This is a genomic window from Vulcanisaeta distributa DSM 14429, from assembly GCF_000148385.1.
In the GTDB taxonomy this organism is placed as follows: Archaea; Thermoproteota; Thermoprotei; order Thermoproteales; family Thermocladiaceae; genus Vulcanisaeta; species Vulcanisaeta distributa.
The window spans coordinates 1,539,102-1,556,324 of sequence record NC_014537.1 but is presented as its reverse complement, the minus strand read 5'-3'; the positions used below and the strand labels follow the sequence as shown (position 1 = coordinate 1,556,324).

At 43.8% G+C, this 17,223-nt stretch carries 19 protein-coding genes; 7 read left to right on the top strand and 12 right to left on the bottom strand.

The genetic code is table 11. From position 1 onward, the window contains the following. Positions 1 to 13: 13 nt before the first annotated feature. The 3 genes from VDIS_RS08085 to VDIS_RS12670 form a co-directional block, all read right to left on the bottom strand. Complete coding sequence (locus VDIS_RS08085) at positions 14 to 613, bottom strand: alpha/beta fold hydrolase (RefSeq protein WP_013336746.1); 600 nt, start codon at positions 611 to 613, stop codon at positions 14 to 16. Positions 614 to 659: 46 nt separating this feature from the next. Beyond that, positions 660 to 2,084 (bottom strand): hypothetical protein, encoded by a 1,425-nt coding sequence (locus VDIS_RS08080; RefSeq protein ID WP_013336745.1) that lies wholly within the window; start codon positions 2,082 to 2,084, stop codon positions 660 to 662. Positions 2,085 to 2,449: 365 nt separating this feature from the next. Continuing rightward, positions 2,450 to 2,629 (bottom strand): hypothetical protein, encoded by a 180-nt coding sequence (locus VDIS_RS12670; RefSeq protein WP_148678291.1) that lies wholly within the window; start codon positions 2,627 to 2,629, stop codon positions 2,450 to 2,452. 408 nt (positions 2,630 to 3,037) lie between these two features. Here VDIS_RS12670 and VDIS_RS08075 point away from each other — a divergent pair, with 408 nt between their 5' ends. The 3 genes from VDIS_RS08075 to fbp all read left to right on the top strand — a co-directional run bounded on the left by VDIS_RS08075 (position 3,038) and on the right by fbp (position 5,648). Further along, positions 3,038 to 3,316: a DNA-directed RNA polymerase subunit M gene (locus tag VDIS_RS08075; protein ID WP_148678290.1), complete on the top strand. Its 279-nt coding sequence runs from the start codon at positions 3,038 to 3,040 to the stop codon at positions 3,314 to 3,316. 35 nt (positions 3,317 to 3,351) lie between these two features. Continuing rightward, positions 3,352 to 4,317, top strand: a complete 966-nt coding sequence (locus VDIS_RS08070) for a DNA cytosine methyltransferase (RefSeq protein ID WP_013336743.1) — start codon at positions 3,352 to 3,354, stop codon at positions 4,315 to 4,317. A gap of 122 nt (positions 4,318 to 4,439) precedes the next feature. Beyond that, positions 4,440 to 5,648 carry a fructose-1,6-bisphosphate aldolase/phosphatase gene (fbp, locus tag VDIS_RS08065; RefSeq protein WP_013336742.1) on the top strand — a complete coding sequence of 403 codons (1,209 nt, stop codon included), beginning with the start codon at positions 4,440 to 4,442 and terminating at the stop codon, positions 5,646 to 5,648. A 33-nt stretch (positions 5,649 to 5,681) separates the two neighbouring features. Here the strand turns inward: fbp and VDIS_RS08060 are convergent, their stop codons facing one another. Genes VDIS_RS08060 through VDIS_RS08050 form a run of 3 tightly spaced genes read right to left on the bottom strand, consistent with a single transcriptional unit; the run spans position 5,682 to position 8,365 of the window. After that, a complete protein-coding gene (locus VDIS_RS08060) occupies positions 5,682 to 6,704 on the bottom strand; it encodes a dipeptidase (RefSeq protein ID WP_013336741.1) in 1,023 nt (340 codons plus the stop codon). 34 nt (positions 6,705 to 6,738) lie between these two features. Beyond that, positions 6,739 to 7,863: a tryptophan--tRNA ligase gene (locus VDIS_RS08055; protein WP_013336740.1), complete on the bottom strand. Its 1,125-nt coding sequence runs from the start codon at positions 7,861 to 7,863 to the stop codon at positions 6,739 to 6,741. 55 nt (positions 7,864 to 7,918) lie between these two features. Continuing rightward, complete coding sequence (locus tag VDIS_RS08050; RefSeq protein WP_013336739.1) at positions 7,919 to 8,365, bottom strand: tRNA pseudouridine(55) synthase TruB; 447 nt, start codon at positions 8,363 to 8,365, stop codon at positions 7,919 to 7,921. Between the two features lie 39 nt (positions 8,366 to 8,404). Between VDIS_RS08050 and VDIS_RS08045 the strand changes: the two genes are divergently transcribed. Then, entirely contained in the window at positions 8,405 to 9,073 is a 669-nt protein-coding gene (locus VDIS_RS08045) for a uracil-DNA glycosylase (RefSeq protein ID WP_013336738.1), read from the top strand. Here the strand turns inward: VDIS_RS08045 and VDIS_RS08040 are convergent, their stop codons facing one another. From VDIS_RS08040 to VDIS_RS08015, 6 genes are read right to left on the bottom strand one after another with little or no spacing between them, the layout of a single operon-like run. Beyond that, complete coding sequence (locus VDIS_RS08040) at positions 9,074 to 10,234, bottom strand: acyl-CoA dehydrogenase family protein (RefSeq protein WP_013336737.1); 1,161 nt, start codon at positions 10,232 to 10,234, stop codon at positions 9,074 to 9,076. After that, complete coding sequence (locus VDIS_RS08035; protein ID WP_013336736.1) at positions 10,231 to 11,394, bottom strand: acyl-CoA dehydrogenase family protein; 1,164 nt, start codon at positions 11,392 to 11,394, stop codon at positions 10,231 to 10,233. The genes VDIS_RS08040 and VDIS_RS08035 overlap by 4 nt, the downstream gene beginning before the upstream one ends. 35 nt (positions 11,395 to 11,429) lie before the next feature. Further along, complete coding sequence (locus VDIS_RS08030; RefSeq protein ID WP_013336735.1) at positions 11,430 to 11,963, bottom strand: hypothetical protein; 534 nt, start codon at positions 11,961 to 11,963, stop codon at positions 11,430 to 11,432. A 5-nt stretch (positions 11,964 to 11,968) separates the two neighbouring features. Beyond that, positions 11,969 to 13,066, bottom strand: coding sequence for a DUF58 domain-containing protein (locus VDIS_RS08025; RefSeq protein WP_013336734.1), 1,098 nt, complete (start codon positions 13,064 to 13,066; stop codon positions 11,969 to 11,971). Further along, complete coding sequence (locus tag VDIS_RS08020) at positions 13,063 to 14,007, bottom strand: AAA family ATPase (RefSeq protein ID WP_013336733.1); 945 nt, start codon at positions 14,005 to 14,007, stop codon at positions 13,063 to 13,065. The genes VDIS_RS08025 and VDIS_RS08020 overlap by 4 nt, the downstream gene beginning before the upstream one ends. A gap of 44 nt (positions 14,008 to 14,051) precedes the next feature. After that, positions 14,052 to 15,293: a transglutaminase-like domain-containing protein gene (locus VDIS_RS08015; RefSeq protein ID WP_013336732.1), complete on the bottom strand. Its 1,242-nt coding sequence runs from the start codon at positions 15,291 to 15,293 to the stop codon at positions 14,052 to 14,054. Between the two features lie 155 nt (positions 15,294 to 15,448). Here VDIS_RS08015 and VDIS_RS08010 point away from each other — a divergent pair, with 155 nt between their 5' ends. Genes VDIS_RS08010 through VDIS_RS08000 form a run of 3 tightly spaced genes read left to right on the top strand, consistent with a single transcriptional unit; the run spans position 15,449 to position 17,152 of the window. Further along, a complete protein-coding gene (locus VDIS_RS08010) occupies positions 15,449 to 16,225 on the top strand; it encodes a hypothetical protein (protein WP_148678289.1) in 777 nt (258 codons plus the stop codon). Further along, positions 16,200 to 16,856 (top strand): ribonuclease HII, encoded by a 657-nt coding sequence (rnhB, locus tag VDIS_RS08005; protein WP_013336730.1) that lies wholly within the window; start codon positions 16,200 to 16,202, stop codon positions 16,854 to 16,856. Before VDIS_RS08010 ends, rnhB begins: the two co-directional genes overlap by 26 nt. A 47-nt stretch (positions 16,857 to 16,903) precedes the next feature. Continuing rightward, positions 16,904 to 17,152: a hypothetical protein gene (locus VDIS_RS08000; protein ID WP_013336729.1), complete on the top strand. Its 249-nt coding sequence runs from the start codon at positions 16,904 to 16,906 to the stop codon at positions 17,150 to 17,152. The last annotated feature ends 71 nt before the right edge of the window (positions 17,153 to 17,223 follow it).

Genomic DNA, 17,223 nt, shown 5'->3' with positions numbered 1-17,223 from the left:
CGCTAACTGTACACTAAATGACATTAATGGACCTTAAAAAATCAAGCACTAACCTCACGAATTCCCTGGGCTTATCGAGGTAAGCAGGGTGACCAGCTCCATTGATCACCTCAACCCTAAAGCCGGCCCTCCTCATGGCCTCCATGTTCTCCCTACCCGAGACCTTATCATTACTCCCCCAAATACCCATTACGGGAACCCTTATCCTTGACAGGTCAATACTGGGTACCCTCACGGGACCAATAACTATACCCGCAGTCGCTGGGTAGTTAAGCGCTAGGTACCTAAGTACGGTCTCGCCACCCAAACTCGCGCCAATAAGTATCGGGTTTTCAATGCCCAACGCCTTAATTATGGCATGTAGGTGATTGGCATAATCATTATCATCCTTAGGCATGAAGTGATCACTCCTCGACCTAGGTCCATAGGGCATATCCAACGCATATATTTTAAACCCAGGGAAGTCATTACCGCAGCAGTTAATCCAGTCATTAGCGTTGAAGTTATATCCATGAACCATGACCATGGGTTTACCATCACCATATACCAGATACCTAACCGACCTACCATTGACGCCTATCCAGTTCTCCTGAGTAGCTGGCGACTCAGACATACCGCGGCCGCCCCCTTTGTGGGTATGACTTTCTTCAAAATGCTAATTATTTTACTTTTTCTCTTCTCGTCTTGATATTTTTGCAGAGTACTCTTATGGTTTCCTCCTTTACCTTCTCATCCCTCATTATTATTTTTAGTATGCCTGATGGCTTTATTATTATGGCATGGGACTCAGGATAAACCTTAATATCATCATTACTAAGCCCGTAATATTGCGCGACCTCTGTTGCTATTGCATTCGCTCTCTCTACATCACTCATCCTTTTCATGAACATAATACTCCAACTGCCACTTATATTCACATGAAATAAATAGCCAAGCAATTCCACACTAAACTCTCCCAACTTCCTAATCTCCATGTTCATAATGTGTCTTACTCTTTCTATCTTTGTTTCATTAACTAATATATCTAGCAATCTTAACAATATTGGTGCTTTTCCTACAAAGATACCCTTAATTCTTTGCATTAGTTCAACAGCATATGAACAACAAAACGTAATATTTATTATGCCATTTTTATAAGGTTCTTCATAATACTTTATCTTTATACTCTTTAGTATCGGTTCCCATCTATATTTTTCTGTCGTCGTCAAACGAATCCTTGGATAAACGTGATTCCTTCTCCTTATTGTACCAAATGAGCCATCTCCCATCAAACCTGCAAATAATGCGATATACGCATCCTCCTCATTAATTTGCTGACACTCATCCTCATCCTCACACTCAGGCAACGATGGTGGGTCCCAGTCCTTTGATTCTACACGCCATACTATTTTTACGCCGTCTTTATTAACATCAAGCTTTGTAGCATCTATTCGTATTCTACCTGGAAACGCTAACATAAATAGCATGATCTGAAACATGCTCACAGTCTCCATAGCTGGGTAATAGATCCTCACCGTGGCGTCGCTTAATAGTAGTCCCCACTGCAGTGGCGTAATTACATCGTACGGCAAAACTTTGGGTGCCTTGACAGTTATGCTCCCAATTTTCTTGAGCAATATTTGATATGTTGCTTGATAGCTTGGTGTTGAAAAACTCAGGGTTATATACCTAGATCTAATTGATCTTCCCTTTGGTTTTATCTGTCCCCGTTCGATTTCTTCAACGAGACCTTGAATTTCCTTAGCATGGTACCTCTTGAACTTCTCCTCTACCCTCATGACGTATTTCTCCATTTCATCAAATACCCTCTCAAAACCATCAATGCCATACTTCGCAACCTCATTCCTCAACCTCCCCAACTCAGCCTTGATCTCACTAAACATCTTACCACTCCTAATCACATCCTCATGCCTCCTCAGTCTCTTAATAAGCTCCAAAATAGCCGCCCTAACCTCCTCCTCACTTGGTGCGTTGTCGTCGATGCCCTCATTTGGTGGCTTGCGTATTTCCCTGCCCTTCCTTGGTCCCTCTCCCTCCCCTTTGTTTTTATTTGGCTCGTTTATTCGCTTCTCTCCACCCTCCATACTCCCTCACCTTGATGCCTCATGCCCCATGGGCGATCCCCACGGAGCCGTGCCACCCAGAACTGAAAATGGGTTGGCGCCCCGTGAGGAGCCCACGGGGCTTGACAAAGCAACTTATCCAGCAATTCCCCAGGAATTGCTTGCCATTTTGCTAGGGTATTGGGGAATTCATTAATAACTTTTTCACGTTTTCGTGAAACAAATTCTTAATCTCCACATGAATTAATCACACTTTATCCTCTTCAGCCTAGGGACTGCTGTACATAATTGCATTTAGGCACTCAATTCCCAAGCCCTTCCCTCAAACCTAACTTCCCGCCGTTACTGGTTGCCGTTTCGGGGCTCGTCTTCCTCACGGCCCGGCCTCACGTGCCGAGAGCCCCCCTGACCAGGGAGGCCTCGGCTTCGGGAAGAGAGGGAGGGAGTGGGACCGAGGGAAGGGCTTGGGGAATAAGCATCTTAACGGCTAAGTGATTAGGAGTCTTAACAGCTAAGTAATTAAGCAGTTGAGTTGTTATTATCATCGGCATCGTTATCATAGCCATTGTACTTACTGCATATGCATTCAATGAGCTTTTCATCACTCGAGTCCCTACACTACCCACGGGAGCGGTCGCGGTGGATCACCCAAAGCCGAGGAATTCGCCCAGGCAAATCCCGGGCGCTATACCTCGGGGGCTCATCGCCTAAATCAGTCAACCCCTAAAATAACTAAGTAGTTTATATAGCCTTCCCGAAATCGGTGTTGAGCCTTTCACGGAGAAACGCATCGCATGGCGGCGATTAGTCATAACGTATTATTCACAACCCACGAACGTAACAGCCATAAACCACACAACACACGCAAACTCGGCAAGCCGAGGCTGTGTGGCGGTAACCCTCATGACTGTGTAATTCCTGGTTAAGGTGGTCATAAGGTTTTTAAGTAAGTTCTTTGCTTGCGTTAATTCGCAATGAAATTTTGTCCTAGATGTGGAGGTTTGATGGTTCCAGTGAAGAGGGAGGGAAAGGTTTACCTTAGGTGCCAGAGGTGTGGTTATGAGGAGGAACTAAAGAGTAGTGACGCCAAGTCCTATGTTGATAAGAAGAATATTGAGAAGAAGGGTGCAGTGATTGTAGAGAGTTATGAGGAGAAGGAACCTAGTGAGGAGGAGAAGGAGCTTAAGGAGGACTATGTTAAGCAGCTTCTTGATAATCTTTACGAAACTGAGAGTGAGCAGGAGGAGGATTAGGGTTAAAATAATGAGATAATACGCATAATGCAGTAATGGGGTATACCGTAGTTGATCTATTCGCAGGGGCAGGAGGATTTAGTAGAGGATTTAAGGATGTGGGTTTTGATGTGGCCCTTGGCGTGGAAGTCGATATTAACGCAGCACGAACATTTAGTTATAACTTCCCAGAGGCTGTGATGATCACCGATGATATTAGGAATGTTAGTGGTAAGGACATTATTAAGTACATTGGCGGTAGGCCCGACGTGATAATTGGTGGTAGTCCCTGTGAGGCATTTACTGAGACCAATCCAAGGAGAGCTAGGGACCCACTTGATAGACTTTATGTTGATGAGTTGGGTAGGCTGACCCTTGAGTTCATTCGACTAGTTGGTGAGTTGAGACCTAGGGTCTTTGTTCTTGAGAATGTGGTTCACATAATGGATGGTCCGTTGAGGGATGCCTTGATTAGTGAGTTTACCCGGGCTGGTTATGAGAGGATATACTTCAATGTGCTTCATGCTGAGGATTACGGAACGCCTAGTATTAGGCGTAGGGTCTTCGTTAGTAATATACCGATAAGGCCTGAGAAGCTGGGTAGGGTGTTGACTGTGTGGGATGCCATCGGTGATTTGCCCGAACCTGGGGACCCTAGGATACCCAATCATGAGTATGTGACCATTAGTGATAGGAAGGTTAGGGGTATAGCAAGGCTTGGTTGGGATGATGCCCTTTACAGGTTTAGGGGTGCCACAGGCTCGTTTAGGAACTTCGTGAGGCTTAATCCATGGAAACCTGCACCAACCGTCATGGGTAGTGTGCGTTTTGTGCATCCATTTGAGGATAGAGTATTAACTGTTAGGGAGCAGGCGAGGCTCATGGGTTTTCCTGATGATCACGTATTCTTTGGTCCAAAGGACTCTCAATTTAATCAAATAGGTGAGGCTGTACCACCGCCACTCGCACGTGCAATCGCTGGGGTTGTACTTAAGTACTTAGAGAGTGGTGCGTTTTTATAATGGTTGATTTTTGTCAATAAATAAATTATGCTTATACTCGGTTTTACCTTGTTATATGATTATTAAAATTTTAAGTGTTATAAGGATAAAGTATTAATACATCGGTTTATTAATATTCACTAATGAAGGTCACGGTCTCGATAATAAAGGCGGACATAGGTGGTTTGCCTGGACATGCGTGGGTACATCCTAAGATACTTGAGTTTGCAGCCGATAGGCTTAGGGAGGAGCAGAAGAGGGGGTTGATAATTGATTACTTTGTTTATAACGTTGGTGACGATATGTCATTACTTATGACCCACACGAAGGGTGAGAACAACCCTGATATTCATGGCCTTGCCTGGTCGATATTCAAGGAAGCCACGGAGAATATAGCCAAGAAGGTTAAACTCTATGGAGCTGGTCAGGACCTACTCAAGGATACCTTTAGTGGGAATATTAGGGGCTTAGGTCCTCAAGTTGCCGAGATGGAGCTTGAGGAGAGACCTAGTGAGCCACTTGTGGTATTTGCTGCGGATAAGACTGAGCCTGGAGCCTTCAATTTACCGTTTTATAGAATATTCGCCGACCCATTTAACACGGCTGGCCTAGTCATCGACCCTGCAATGCACCAGGGATTTAGGTTTGAGATCCTGGATGTCTACGAAGGTAAGGTCTACCTACTTGATGCGCCTGAGAATAGTTACGACATATTAGGTCTAATAGGTACGCCGGGCAGGTACATAATAAGGAGGATTTATAGGAAGGCAGACCTAATTCAGGCTTCCGTAACAAGTGTTGAGAGGTTGAACCTAATTGCCGGCCGCTATGTTGGTAAGGACGACCCAGTGGCCATGGTTAGGGCTCAGCATGGCTTACCAGCGGTTGGTGAGATACTCGAGGCCTTCGCCTATCCTCACCTGGTTGAGGGCTGGATGAGGGGTAGTCACGTTGGTCCATTAATGCCGACAAAGATGATAAGTATTGATCAGGAGAAGAAGATAGCCCTTGGTCCAAAGATGACCAGGTTCGATGGGCCACCGAAGGTCATATCCCTTGGTTTCCAGTTGCATGATGGTTACCTGGAGGGTCCAGTGGACTTATTTGATGATCCAGCCTTTGACTATAGTAGGCAGTTGGCTGCCCAAATAACGGATTACATAAGGAGGATGGGCCCAGTAATGCCGCATAGATTGCCACCTGAGGAGATGGAGTACACAACATTACCGCAGATACTCTCGAAATTAAAGCCAATACCTGTCGATGAGTATGAGAAGAATAGACTTCAATACATACAATTCGTGACATCACAGGCAAGTGGTCAGGCAACCACAGGACCGAGCCATGATTAGGATTTAAAGGGATTGTTAATTCCTTAAAATTTTTTACGAAAGATTATTCCTAATAACCCTAAGGGCATTCTCAAAGGCTATCTTCCTAATGTCACCATCACTCATCCCGTACTCAGCCAATTTATTTAGGAATCTCGTGATCTCGCCTATGTTTGTTAAGTCCTCAGGAGTTTTCTCGATCCCTAGAAAGTCTGTTCCAATGGCTATTATGTCAGGCCCAAACCGCTCATGTATATAAAGTACATGCCTAACTAGCGAGTCGATATTCGGCCTTGGACCTATCGTCGATGGTATCATGGTTATGCCAATCACTCCATGATTTCTGACGAGTAGTTCCAACACGTCATCACTAACATTCCTCAAGTGCTTATGAACGCCCTGGATATTTGCGTGGCTGATTATGACGGGCTTCTTGGAAGTATTTAATACATCGATCATGGTGCTCCTACTCGCATGGGCTAGATCGATTATGATGCCGAGTTCGTTGGCTAGTCTGACTAGTTCCTCGCCATCTGCTGTCAGTCCGTAGTCCTTCTTTGTGAAGCATGATGCACCGTACCTATTATCAAAGTTCCAGGTAATGCCCAAGGCCCTAATGCCAAGTCTATGGAGCAGTAATAGGTCGTAAACGTCATCAAGCATGTCGGCGCCCTCAACGGACATCAATAGCCCTATTAAGTCGCTATTCATAACCTGCTCAATGTCGGTGTAATTCTCAACTATCCTAAGCCTATTGCTGAATCTTTTTGTCAGTATTAGGTAGATCTTGATCATTTCCAGGCCTATTAACTTAGATGCTGCTGGTGTGTAGGACTTTATTGAGCGTGTTCCATAGCCCGAGGATATCCTCTCACCGATCATTGGGTTATACGTATCGTGTATTGGGAATACGGCACCAAAAACCACCTTAACATTCCCTCTAATGAGCTTGGGTATATCCGATTGCCTGCCAGGCATGTCAATGTCGAAGTCCTGAAATTCCTCCTCAAGTCTCCCGGAGTTCATTAGGTAGTATGCTATGTCCTCATGTAGGTCAATAACTGGGTAGTTAACCATGATTTTGTATTAACACGATGGCACTAATTAAGTATTATCTGAACTTCACGGAGATCCTGTACTGCTCAATCACATCCTTAGCCCTCTCCCTCCTCTCATTATGCTCCTTCATGAACTCCCTAATCCTCTCGAAAAGCATTGCCTTGCACTCACCACATAGTAGCTTCCCTGCCCTGCAGTCCTCATAGATCTTCTTAACCTTCTCATCACTGTCCTGGAACAATAGGTGGTACTTATAGACAACGCAATTGTCCGGGTCACCGCCATACTTACGCTGGAGCTCCGCCGTTGGTTGACCACCGGTTAGGGCATTCATTATCTTCCTCCTAACGTCCTTCTCGCTGTCCGTCACGTATATTGCTGAGTCTGGGTTTGAGGCGCTCATCTTATCCTCACCCGTTAGTCCAGGTATGAACTTGCTATATATCGTGGATGGCTTGGGATACCCCAACTCATCGGCTATGTCCCTAGCAAGTCTGAAGTACGGATCCTGGTCGATGGCCGTTGGTATTAGCACGGGTACCTGCTCACCATAAAGTTCGGTGGGTAGGAATGCCACGGATATCTCCAGTGTTGGGAAGAAGGCGGCGCCAACGTTTGTCGAGTCCGTGAACCCAAAGGTGTGCTTTACTGTCGATAAGGTCAACTTCTTGCCCACCCTAACGGCTATCTTGTATAGGTACTTGATGTCCTCACTATCAATAATTATGTGTAGCTTATCTGGTGTGAAGCCAAGGGCTATTAGGTCCAGGGCATTTTCGTAGGCATACTTATTCGTCTGCTCAAGGGTATACCCCTCCTTGACCAGGAACTTCTCATCATCCGTCAACTCAAAGAAGTAATCAACATTGAACTTATCCACAAACCACTTACTGAGCATCCAGGGAACTAGGTGACCAATGTGCAAATCAGCGCTGGGTCCCCTGCCGTTATACAGTGCCCACCTTAGGCCGCTCCTCTGTCGATTCAGTATTGATTGTAAATCCCTATGTGCATAGAAGAATCCCCTCCTTATTAGGTAATGAACCTCACCCGTTAATTCACGCAGCGTGTTGATTTCGTTTTCCGTTATTAATTGAACACCGAACTCACGGGCAAGCCTCATGTAGTCTACCTTACCCTTAACCTCCCAGGGCGTTACTGTGAACTCATTCGCCAGATAATAACCACCGTACCCCTAAAGAATTTGGCAAAATATAAGCATTATTGGTTGTTTAATCCTCAGAAGTCCCTACATGATGACGCAACTTAACCACCACACCCCTGCCAACACTTAACACCTCATCCTTAGAAAGCATTAGCCTACCAACACCGAGGAACTCACCATCCTCCGAGTATACAGCCACCTCATCGCCAGGAACGGCATTCCTAATGTCGACGACGAATTTAGCCATGACACTCCTGCCCTGCCTCACGAATGGCGCTGCCTCCCTACTCACGATAACCACCTTATCAATCAACCGCGCACCCTCTAATGTCGGTAATGGACGACCATCACTAGCCCTAATCGTGAAGACGAGCTTATCGCCCAGGTAAATTCTCCTTAAACCACCCGTCCTGCTGACCTCAATTCTAAATTCACCACTCAACTTCTTTAGTATGTCAGGTCCATAAATGTACGACAATACTCCCCTGACTATGTCCCTAGTTAATTGATCCATTCCTCTACACTTAAGGTAATGGCTTAATTTTAAGGCTTAATGCGCATTAACGCTGTGAGTTGGTATAACGACTTCATAGGTAGATTAGTACAGTGCAGGGCATGCCCAAGACTAGTGAGTTATAGGGAGAGCGTTAAGCCGTTGCCAAGGTTTATGAATGATGATTACTGGAGGAGGCCAGTGCCACCATGGGGTGACCTAGGTAATGCCAGGATAATGATTGTGGGGTTAGCACCAGCCGCTCATGGTGGTAATAGGACTGGGCGTATGTTCACTGGCGATAGTAGCGCCCAATTCCTGTTTAGGGCTTTGTACGAGGCAGGCCTGTCTAGTAAGCCCTATAGTATTTCTAGGAATGATGGTGTTACGATTAAGTGCGTGTACATAACGTCGGTCGTTAAGTGCGCACCGCCAAATAATAGGCCCAATAATGAGGAGATCCATACCTGCGTAAGCAATTGGTTTAGGTATGAGCTTGAGCATGTCAGGCCAAGGGCAATCGTGGCCCTGGGCCACATAGCGTTTCTTGGCATTAAACTAGCCCTGGGTATTAAGGCTGAGTTTAAGCATGGTGGTTATATTGATTTTAATGGCGTTAGGATATTCATGAGTTACCACCCAAGCCCAAGAAATACTAATACCGGTAGGTTGAGGATTGAGGACTTGGTGATGATTTTGAGGATGGCCATGGAATACGCAGGTTGTTGATTAGCCTAGGTATTTACTTAACCACTTATAAATAACCATTCTCTGAACCTCGTTGGTCCCCTCACCAATCTCCATAAGCTTGGCATCCCTGTAAATTCTATTCAACTTACTATTGCTCCACACGCCATAAGCCCCCGTTAATTGAACAGCCCTCCTGATCACATCCATGCCTAGGAGCACTGACGTTAATTTAGCTATTGATGCAAATGCGTAATAGTCCTCATACTTACGATCAAAGTGTAATGCTGCATCGTATACTATGGATCTCATTGTCTCTATGTATGCCATCATGTCTGCCAACTGGAATTGAATCCATTCCAAATTAGTCATTGGCTGATCAAAGGCCCTCCTATTCCTAACCCATTCAAGTGCTTCCATGAGGGCAGCTTCCGCGAGGCCTAAAGTCACGGAGGCCACGGCAATCCTACCCTGATTCAACGCTTCCATGGCTATTTTGAACCCCTCATTAATCTTGCCAACAACATCATCGTCACCAACAACACAATCATTAAATGTCAATTCGGAGGTGCCCGTCCCTCTTATACCCATGACGTGTATTGGGTTAGCCTCAATGCACTTATTCCTCCTCACGAGGAATGCGGTTATTGCCCTATGCCTAGCCTCCTTGGGTCCCGTTCTCGTGAACACTAAGTACACGTCAGCATAGAGCCCCTGGGTAATCCACATCTTCTTCCCATTGATTACCCACTCACCACCCCTCCTCTCGGCTCTAGTCTCAATGGCAGCGGCATCACTGCCGCAGCAAGGCTCACTTAATGCAAACGAACCTATTAACTCACCCCTAGCCAGCTTAGGAACTAACTCCTCCTTCATTTGTTTATTGCCATACGTATAGAATGCGTCGGTTACCAGGAATCCCTGTACCTCAGTTAGTATTCCCATAGACCCACTATACCTCGATATAATCTCAATGGACAGCGCCGTACCTAAAACGTCCATCCCATAACCACCATATTCCCTCGGTAATATTGGAGCTAATACGCCATTCTTGCCCAACTCCCTAATTACCTCACGCGGGTAGTAATTCTCCCTATCGATTTTATCGGCCACAGGTTCTATAAACCTTCTACTCAACTCATCAACTAACTCAATGAACTTCTCATGGTCCTTTGTTAATGATGGGTGTCTTATCGGTATCATAGTTCTACCTCCGGTAATCCCCTTGCCAATATTCTATGAATTACTATTCTCTGCGCCTCGTTGGTACCCTCGGCGATCTCAAGCACCTTGGCATCCCTGTAGGCCCTCTCAGAGAAACTCTCCTTAGAGTAGCCAAAACCACCGAGTATTTGAACGCCATCCCTCGCTATCTCAACGGCCATTTGAGCCGTGTATAGCTTGGCTATTGAGGCGTAGAGTATGAATGATGGATCCTTATTATCATAAAGCCAAGCAGCCTTGTAGGTCACTGTCCTGCCAATCTCAAGCTTCGCCTTCATATCTGCTAACTGGAACTGAATCCACTCCCAATCAATTAGTGGCTTACCAAAGGCGGTTCTCGTCTTAGCCCATTCAAGAGCTTCATCGAGAACTCCCTGAGAAAGCCCGACGGCTACACCCGATATGCCGATCCTGGCTAGGTCAAGTGTGACCATGGCTATTTTAAATCCCTCGTTAATCTTCCCTAATACATCGTCATCACCAACAACACAATCATTAAATTTAACCTCGGCCTCGCCGGCACCCCTCATACCCATCATCTCCAACTTACTAACCTCAACACAATCGCCCCTCCTTACTAGGAATGCGGTTATTGCCCTATGCCTAGCCTCCTTAGGTCCTGTCCTCGCGAAGAGCAGGTAGATGTCTGCGTAGGCCCCCTGCGTAATCCAAATCTTCCTACCGTTTATGACCCACTCACCACCCCTCCGCTCAGCCCTTGTTTCTATGGCGGCAGCGTCGGTGCCACAACATGGCTCTGTTAGGGCATACGATGCAACCCACTCACCACTGGCGATTTTTGGTAATATTTCCTCCTTTTGTTTATTACTACCGTACTTAAGCAGGGCATACACTATATTATCATTCACTATTTCCGTAATGAAGCCCAGGGTTGGGCTGTACCGGCTTAACTCCTCAACAACCACAACACTACCCCTAAGATCAATGCCAGGTCCGCCATACTCGGGCGGTGCTGATGGAGTTAGGAAGCCCTGCTTACCAAGCTCCCTTATCAAATCCCTAGGGTAGTAATCCTCAAGATCCATCTTCCTAGCTATAGGCACTATGTACCTCTCCGCAAACTCCTTAACACTGTTCCTAATGAGCTGATGCTCATCCGTTAGGAAGGGATCAGGCATATAAATTCATAAAATTATTATGTTAATAAGTATTACTAGGAACTAGGAGTTAGTACTTTCTTGCTCAAAAGTATTATTAATAATGCTATGATTATTGAGATTATAAATAATGAAAGGTACCAAGTAAATAAGGTCATGAACAAACTCACATTAACACCAACCTCCTTAACTAATGTTTCAAGCGCATAAAATGCCGATACTTTCATGAGCATTTTCTCTATTATATACGATAGATATATTATAAGTAGGGATAGAATTAGGGAGTAAGGCTCAAGCATACCAATTAGTAATAGGTATAACACAATACTTATTATTAGTGTGATTATATACGGCATTATTATGCCTGGTGGTACTAGAAAGCCCATGATCGTTAATAATGCCATGTTAAGTATGAACAGGTACCTACTGTATATGTACTTATATGATACCACTATCATGGAGATGACATTAATTATTATTCCTAGAAGCGCCGTATTAGAGCATTGAGGATAACGCGTTAGTACTAATTCCAGTATTAGCCATATGACACTAATCAGCATGTATGAAACATAGTCACTTAATCTCGCCATACTTATCAACCATCGACTGTCTTAAAATTTAGCAAAACAATTCTACTCCTACTACCTATGGCATTAACTACTTTACTTAATTCGTCAATTAATGGCTCATCATCTATGGAAGTCCTGATATAGGCTATGTTAAGTAATTCGTCCTTATCTAAATACTTACGAAAATAATCTGGCAAATCAACAAACATATCACTCTCACTAAAACTCTTAATTACCCTAATTCTTATTTCACGCTCCAGGTAAGGAATAACGCCCCTACTTACAACTCTCTCCTCAACATAACCCCTACGTATAAGTACTACCTTAACCTCACCGCAGTAATTAGATGAATCACTTATAATCTGTAGGGCCTCATCAATGGGTCTATCACCATCCTGCGGTATTAATACCCTTGATGAGACATTAATTATGAATATGGGGCATGAACCATACTCACTCCTATTAACCATCATTAACTCACTAACCCTAGCGCTCGTTAACCAGTGTATTGATGAGGCAGGCCTTTCGTAGTCGTAAATCAATAACGACCTAAAATCACCCAGTCTACCCTCCATTGACAAGCCATGCCCTGTATAACCACCAACACCCATCCTATCAGTAGCACTAATTAACTGCCTTGGCCTTACAATAATTTCAGCACAATCGCAAAGAAGTAATCTCTGAATTGATAAAAGCCCCAGTGAATCTTCTAATTCCATCACCCCACCAATAACCCTGGCGCTTCCAATCCACCTACCCATTAATTTAACCGTGAATTCACCATTAATCTTAACATTTAATACGTTAGATTGAACGTGGGGCGAATGAATTAAGTTAAGCCTTGCTCCCCATCGTATTGGTATTCTCGATAAAACCTTTGCATTGATGATAGTCGAAGAGCCTACCGTAAGTTCTATACTATTTTGTTCGAAGATTAGCCGCGAATACAATGCCGCAAGCATCGCTAATAGGTACCACGACAATACGTATGACGTAAACACTATGAAGAGTATTAACCCGAAGTACGTACCGAACAGGTTATTAGCCAGCAATCCAATGTAGATAATGCCGGAGAGAACGAGGTATATAATCAATAACTTATTACTCGGTATTACGCGTATCATGGCCTACGAAGCACCCTCTCCATGAGTGGCGTCGGTACCTGCTGAAGTAACTGCCTAATTAGTACAGTACTATCAGCGCCAAGTGTTATAACCCTATGGTTTAAGACGTAAGGCGCCAGAACCTTCACGTCATCGGGTATTACGTAGTCCCTACCATCCAACAAAGCCCAGGCCCTAACCAACTTACTAAGTACCTGCGCAGCCCTTGGGCTTGCGCCTAACTTAACATCGCGGGCGTTTCTCGTAGCCCTTATCAGATTCACGATATACCTAATTATTGATTGGTCAATATATACCGACCGCATAAGAGACTGAAGCGCCTCAACCTCCTCCTTATTTACCACAGTATTAATTGAACCCACATTACCGAGATCTATATTCTCAGCAATCTTCATCTCAATATCCTCACTTGGGTATCCTAGTCTTATTCTTATCATGAATCTGTCTAGTTGTGCCTCTGGTAGTGGGTATGTTCCCTCGAGCTCTATGGGATTCTGCGTGGCTATTATCATAAAGGGCTTCGGCAACTCATAGGACTTACCACCAATTGTCACTTGACCCTCCTGCATAGCCTCAAGCAAAGCAGACTGAACCTTAGGAGGAGCCCTATTAACCTCATCAGCAAGGACTATATTAGCAAAGATTGGGCCAAACCTAACCTCAAAGTCCCCAATCTTTGGGTTGAAGATGAGGGAGCCCGTTATGTCACTAGGCAATAGGTCAGGTGTGAATTGTATACGGCTAAAGGAGAGACCGAGGGCCTTCGCGAATGCCTTAACCAACGTGGTTTTAGCCAAACCTGGGTAACCCTCAATCAATGCATGGCCACCCGCTATTAGGCATGCGAAGAGTAGTTTAACCTCATGTTCATAGCCGATCACGGACTTAGAGACCTCCCTCAATAGTTTATCCACAATCTGCTTGGCATTTACCGTGTCCATTATTATTTACCTAAAATCAATGAAAACACGCATATATTTTAAACTCAGCGCGCCCTAACATGGCTTATTAACACGTATATTAGGTAGCCAATTATCCAGGGTAAAACAAGTGCTAGACCGACTATTACTGATGATGCTATATCCGCCAGATTTACACCCAGTGTTGACTTACTGGGGATTGGGTATGGGGTAAACATAACCCAGCCGTTAACGAATGACTCATCCCATAGAATATTTGTTTCTGGGCTAAAGACGTAGGTATTATTACCAATACTGACGCCGTAAAAACCAAGAACCACTCGAGTTGGTATGCCGTAACTTCTTAATACTGCCATCGCAAGTGCGGTAAAGTCAATTATTGAGCCTTTACCGGTATTAAGTAGATTATTTGGACCCACGGAATACGTAATGACCACGTACCTACCACTAGTTAGCACATAGAATACCCTATTGACCACTGAGATTAAATTGTTCGGTCTTTCAATGCCGAATATTCTCGTGATGATGGAATTCGATAATGAAATACCGGTAGGACCTAGATACTCAATTACATACAGGAAGTTGGAATTACTAGTGCTCATAATCTTCCTGCAAACATACATGGTATAATTCGCCTCACTAATTGGTGATTCAGCAACAACGACGTCACCTGGCTCAAGTAACGTTAATTCCGTTTGTGGGTATACGCCTATTATTGATACGTTACTCACGAAGTACGATATTGGCGGCTGCGTATTAACAATGACTGGTATTGGTATTATCTTCATGGGCTCATTGAATGTTATGTTTATGGAATACTCAACACAATCATAGCCATTATTGAACCATATGGTTAATGGTGGTTTCGTAGTATTGACGCTGATTAAAGATAGCGTATTCACCAAGGTCCCATTGCTATACTCATTAAAGACCAGGTACCTTAAGTAGACAGGCACCTTAGACTGCGCAATGGCCTCAAAACCCGTGTAATTACCCGGCATTAATACCGTGGGTATTGACACGGACTCATAGGCAATTATGGGCGTGAAATACCCTATGAATAATGAGTGACTTATTAAGCCGTGGTATGTACCTATGTACGTTAGATTACCCACCTTAAGTAGTCCCACGAAGGTGCCCTCGTAAATACCCTGAGGAGTCATTAGGTAGCCTGTGACGTTTTTAAATGATAATTGGTATACCGTGATTGAGAATGCACTGCCGATATAAATCATTGATGCATTGATGGGCATCGATGAATTTCCCTGCAGCGCCTCAAGTAGCAAAAGCATTATTAATAAATTCATATCATTAATTGTTAATAATGCCAATTAATAAATCATTGGTACTTAAGGCAGTATTTCTTATGCTCATCTTATTACCTGCTCTATTTTCATCAATTAATGTACTTGGGAATACATATGTGGGTTTTTACAATGTAATTAATTGGCCGGTAATAAGTGTGTCGGTAATTAACGGTACATACACAAGCAACGGCATAGTCATATTAATATCACCAGAGGAACCACTGAACCAGGAATACGCAACCTTCACAGGTATTGGATTAATAGGTGGTAATTACCTCCTAATTAACGGCATTATATATGCCAATGGCACGATAGACATTGCCGAGACAATACCAATAAACGCATCAGTGAGCCTAGGCGTTACCAATAATAAGGCCATTGCCCAATTAGGCATTAACATTACCACCTATCCCTCGGATTATGAGATGATTGGACAACGAACATACCACATAGGCCAACTGGAGAGAGAATTCTCAATTAACGCCGCAATAAATAATAGCGCGTTGGTAATTCATGGTACGCAATTAGGTAATTCACCATCCAATAAGACTGGTATTATGAGTATGAAGATGCGCGGAAATCGTTCAATTGTTTATGCAATAATTGATTCCTCATTGATCACGACCATAGCCCTAATTACATTATTAATGATATCACCATCAGTACTTAAGTATCAGGTATATAACGATAAGGAATGCATTAATGAATTATTTGCAGGGCTCATAAGAAGGCTTGGTATTAGGGACCCATCATTAACCCATAGGGACATTCGTAATTACTTAGCGGGAGATCCCAGGGTCAATAATGACATTATTGATAAGTTAATTGATTATTACGAGGCGGCAATCTATGGAAATAAGCCCATTAAATGTGAGGAATTTAAGAAGGTGATTAGAGAGGCTCTTAATGCAAGTGCTCGTGGGAGGAATTGATGAGGCTGGTAGAGGACCTGTCATCGGGCCCATGGTCATGGCAATAGCCGTTACAAACGATATGAATAGGTTAAAGGCAATGGGTATTAGGGATTCTAAGGAGTTAAGTCCGGCCGGTAGGGCTCGTCTATTTTCAATTCTTAAATCAACACTAAACTACATTGACTATGAGATCGTAGAACCCAGGGTCATTGATAATTACGTATATATGAATGCCCTGAACATACTTGAGGTTGAGATAGCCATTAAGTTAATTAACAGGGCATTGAATAGTGTATCACCCCAGGTAGTGTATATTGATTCGCCAGATCCAAGACCCGAGAGATATAGGGACATGGTTAAGAGGGGTGTTGTGGGTAATGTCGAGGTTGTGGCTATGAACAACGCTGATAAATTAATACCTGTGGTGTCTGCCGCAAGCATAGTAGCTAAGGTGATTAGGGATTCGATAATTGAGGAATTACATAGAGAGTATGGAGATTTCGGTAGTGGCTATCCAAGTGATCCAAGGACCATGGCATTTCTTAGGGATTGGGTAAAGAGACATGGTGATTTACCGCCTATTGTTAGGAGGAGTTGGTCCACGGTGAGGAAGTTACTCAGTAACAGTCTGGATAGGTACTTATCATGACCGTAACTCATTAAGTATAAATACCTAAGGAGTTATTACTATTACCGATGAGGACAAGCCTTATGGTTGCAATAATTGGGTTGGTATTCATGATCATTGGGTTCGCCTTATCCGCAATCCTCAGTAATATATTACTCTCATCATCACTATTCATAATAGGGTTCCTACTTAACATCCTGGGTATACTAATGATAAATAGGGACATCGAGAACCTGCTCGTTAAACTTGAGATGGAAAGCAATAAACCAAGCCCTGACGATATTAAGAGAAGACCGCTCAGGAAACCAAAGAGATGAATTTACTAATGCTAGGCTTTACATACGTCTTTTGATCATCAACTTTGGTAATTTTTATTTACTAACTCAAT

What these genes read in the sequence shown, in the direction of transcription:
- VDIS_RS08045 (WP_013336738.1), top strand. Translation starts at nt 8,405, where the DNA reads ATGCGCATTAACGCTGTGAGTTGGTATAACGACTTCATAGGTAGATTA.
- VDIS_RS08000 (WP_013336729.1), top strand. Translation starts at nt 16,904, where the DNA reads ATGAGGACAAGCCTTATGGTTGCAATAATTGGGTTGGTATTCATGATC.
- VDIS_RS08075 (WP_148678290.1), top strand. Translation starts at nt 3,038, where the DNA reads ATGAAATTTTGTCCTAGATGTGGAGGTTTGATGGTTCCAGTGAAGAGG.
- VDIS_RS08020 (WP_013336733.1), bottom strand. Translation starts at nt 14,007, where the DNA reads ATGGACACGGTAAATGCCAAGCAGATTGTGGATAAACTATTGAGGGAG.
- VDIS_RS08025 (WP_013336734.1), bottom strand. Translation starts at nt 13,066, where the DNA reads ATGATACGCGTAATACCGAGTAATAAGTTATTGATTATATACCTCGTT.
- VDIS_RS08015 (WP_013336732.1), bottom strand. Translation starts at nt 15,293, where the DNA reads ATGAATTTATTAATAATGCTTTTGCTACTTGAGGCGCTGCAGGGAAAT.
- VDIS_RS08050 (WP_013336739.1), bottom strand. Translation starts at nt 8,365, where the DNA reads ATGGATCAATTAACTAGGGACATAGTCAGGGGAGTATTGTCGTACATT.
- VDIS_RS08060 (WP_013336741.1), bottom strand. Translation starts at nt 6,704, where the DNA reads ATGGTTAACTACCCAGTTATTGACCTACATGAGGACATAGCATACTAC.
- VDIS_RS08035 (WP_013336736.1), bottom strand. Translation starts at nt 11,394, where the DNA reads ATGCCTGATCCCTTCCTAACGGATGAGCATCAGCTCATTAGGAACAGT.
- VDIS_RS12670 (WP_148678291.1), bottom strand. Translation starts at nt 2,629, where the DNA reads ATGGCTATGATAACGATGCCGATGATAATAACAACTCAACTGCTTAAT.
- fbp (WP_013336742.1), top strand. Translation starts at nt 4,440, where the DNA reads ATGAAGGTCACGGTCTCGATAATAAAGGCGGACATAGGTGGTTTGCCT.
- VDIS_RS08080 (WP_013336745.1), bottom strand. Translation starts at nt 2,084, where the DNA reads ATGGAGGGTGGAGAGAAGCGAATAAACGAGCCAAATAAAAACAAAGGG.
- rnhB (WP_013336730.1), top strand. Translation starts at nt 16,200, where the DNA reads ATGCAAGTGCTCGTGGGAGGAATTGATGAGGCTGGTAGAGGACCTGTC.
- VDIS_RS08040 (WP_013336737.1), bottom strand. Translation starts at nt 10,234, where the DNA reads ATGATACCGATAAGACACCCATCATTAACAAAGGACCATGAGAAGTTC.
- VDIS_RS08085 (WP_013336746.1), bottom strand. Translation starts at nt 613, where the DNA reads ATGTCTGAGTCGCCAGCTACTCAGGAGAACTGGATAGGCGTCAATGGT.
- VDIS_RS08030 (WP_013336735.1), bottom strand. Translation starts at nt 11,963, where the DNA reads ATGGCGAGATTAAGTGACTATGTTTCATACATGCTGATTAGTGTCATA.
- VDIS_RS08070 (WP_013336743.1), top strand. Translation starts at nt 3,352, where the DNA reads ATGGGGTATACCGTAGTTGATCTATTCGCAGGGGCAGGAGGATTTAGT.